The organism is Brachybacterium sp. Marseille-Q7125 (genome assembly GCF_023062615.1).
Taxonomy (GTDB): Bacteria; Actinomycetota; Actinomycetes; order Actinomycetales; family Dermabacteraceae; genus Brachybacterium.
Map to the genome: position 1 here is coordinate 1 of NZ_JALLAL010000110.1, position 2,208 is coordinate 2,208.

At 66.1% G+C, this 2,208-nt stretch carries 2 protein-coding genes; both read left to right on the top strand.

All coding sequences use genetic code 11. From position 1 onward, the window contains the following. Positions 1 to 190: 190 nt before the first annotated feature. Positions 191 to 859 (top strand): response regulator transcription factor, encoded by a 669-nt coding sequence (locus MU407_RS13885; protein ID WP_246958379.1) that lies wholly within the window; start codon positions 191 to 193, stop codon positions 857 to 859. Then, the gene (locus MU407_RS13890; RefSeq protein WP_246958377.1) at positions 856 to 1,890 is read left to right on the top strand and encodes a HAMP domain-containing sensor histidine kinase; all 1,035 of its coding nucleotides are present in this window, start codon (positions 856 to 858) and stop codon (positions 1,888 to 1,890) included. The genes MU407_RS13885 and MU407_RS13890 overlap by 4 nt, the downstream gene beginning before the upstream one ends. Positions 1,891 to 2,208: the final 318 nt, after the last annotated feature.

Genomic DNA, 2,208 nt, shown 5'->3' on the forward strand with positions numbered 1-2,208 from the left:
ACACCAAAGCCGCCGCCTCCCGACGATACTCCGGCGTATAGCTCTTCCGCTTCCTCATGACGACAACCTCCCGCAGGTCACCACGACCCGCCATCTCAGGTGTCAACAACAGAAGGGTAAGCCCACCCCGATGTTGCGAGAGCGTTAACGTCGGCGCGACAGGCAGGCAGTTACGATCGAGGTCATGACGATCCGGGTTCTCGTCGTCGACGACGAAAGCTACCTTGCCGATGCCATTTGCACTGCGCTAAACGACGCGAACATGGAAGCTGACGCGGCCTACGACGGTGCGACCGCGCGCTCGCTCATCGACGAGATCCGCCCCGACGTCCTCGTGCTGGACCGGGACCTACCGGGTATCCACGGCGACGATATCTGCCGTTGGGTCGTCGATACCCACCCGGCTACGAGGGTGATCATGCTGACCGCCTCGGGGACGCTCGACGACCGGCTGACGGGCTTCGACCTCGGCGCGGACGACTACCTTCCCAAGCCTTTTGAGCTCCCAGAGCTGATCGCGCGGGTTGCCGCGCTGTCCAAGCGCAACCTGCCGGTGCGCGGCGAGATCTACCGCTGCGGCGACGTACGACTGGACACTTCCCGCCGGGAGGCCACCCGGGGCGGCGCACGCGTTTCACTCAGCCCGAAGGAGTTCGCGGTGCTGGAGGTGCTTATGGGGGCAGCTGGCGCAGTGATCTCCGCGGAGGAGCTGCTCGCGCAGGCCTGGGATGAGAACGCCGACCCCTTCACGAACTCCCCGCGCGTGACGATCTCACACCTGCGCAAGAAGCTGGGCGAACCGCGCATCGTGCACACCGTGGCAGGATCTGGCTACTACGTGGCGGAGGTGCCGCGATGAAGCTGAGTCTGCGCGCGCGCATCACCGTGATGTTCGTGGCTACCGTCCTGGGCGTGGGCCTGGCGCTGATCGGGCTGGTATACGCCTATTTGAAGCTCACCCCGGTGCCGTTTCTGGCCCAGATCCCCACCCCGGATGACGGCCTGGTGATTGACGGAGCAGTGCCCATCACCGACGAGATCCTGCGCCGCGTGCTGCTGGCTTCCGTGGTTGCTCTGGCGCTGCTGACCGCAGTCGCTGGGCTGATCGGTTGGTTCGTGGCCGGCTTGGTGATCAAACCGCTACGGGAGATCGCACACGACGCTGCGACCGTGACCCCGGGTGCCCTGGGCGCCCGGATCAACCACGAGGGACCCGCGGATGAAGTGGGCGAATTGGCGGCCGCGCTCAACGCGATGCTCGACGAGCTGGCGGGTGCCCTCGAGCGGCAACGCCGTTTCGCGTCGAATGCCTCTCACGAGCTGAAGACACCTGTCGCGACGATTCAGACGATGGCAGATGTGGCGCTGGCCAGCGGCGACGAAGCGTCGCTGCGGGAGACCTTGGAACGGGTTCGGGAGGTCAACGCGCGGTCCGCCCAGACCATAGCCGCGTTGTTGCAGTTGGCGAACGTGGACCTCGGCGACAGGCAAGAGATGGATCTGGCTGCGCTGTGCCGTGACGTCACGCACGGGCAGGGCGTGCCGGTGGCGGCGGAGCTGATCACGGTCACCGCCTCCCCTACCCTGGTGCGCCAGGCGGTGGAGAATTTGGTGCGCAACGGGATCACACACGGTGAGGACGCGTCATTAACTCTGGCGAAGGTGGGCCAGAATGCCGAAATCATCGTGGAATCCGGTGGCCCTGCCTTGGACACGGCCGAGATCCGCACGTGGATCGAGCCTTTCGCCCGAGCGCAGCGGACCGCAGGTGCGGGCCACGGTCTGGGGCTGGCGCTCGTCGACGCCATTGCGAAAGCCCACGGCGGTTCGCTGGATCTCACGCCGCGTGCAGGGGGTGGGCTCACGGCGACGCTGCGCCTGCCTGCCTAGGCGAGCTCCGGCGCGTCGCGCTGGGCGGACGGGCACAACCTGGGCAGCGGCCGCGACCAACCTCGCTTGACTCGCTTCGGCACGTCCGGAGACGATCCGGGGGGACTGCCGCACGATCAGGTGACAGCCGGGGTTAGGCCGCCAGGCTGACGGTCGGGTTCATGATGATCAGACTTCTTCAGGTAAGACCCTGGATCGCCCCGGGGATGATGGAGGCAGTGAAGCCACGGAAAGGACTTCCCTGTCATGCCTGCACCACGCAAGTACCCCGACGAGCTGCGTGAGCGAGCGGTTCGTATGGTTCTCGATGCGCTCGAA

Bases quoted from the DNA above. Each gene is read 5' to 3' on its own strand.
- MU407_RS13890 (WP_246958377.1), top strand. From the start codon at position 856: ATGAAGCTGAGTCTGCGCGCGCGCATCACCGTGATGTTCGTGGCTACC.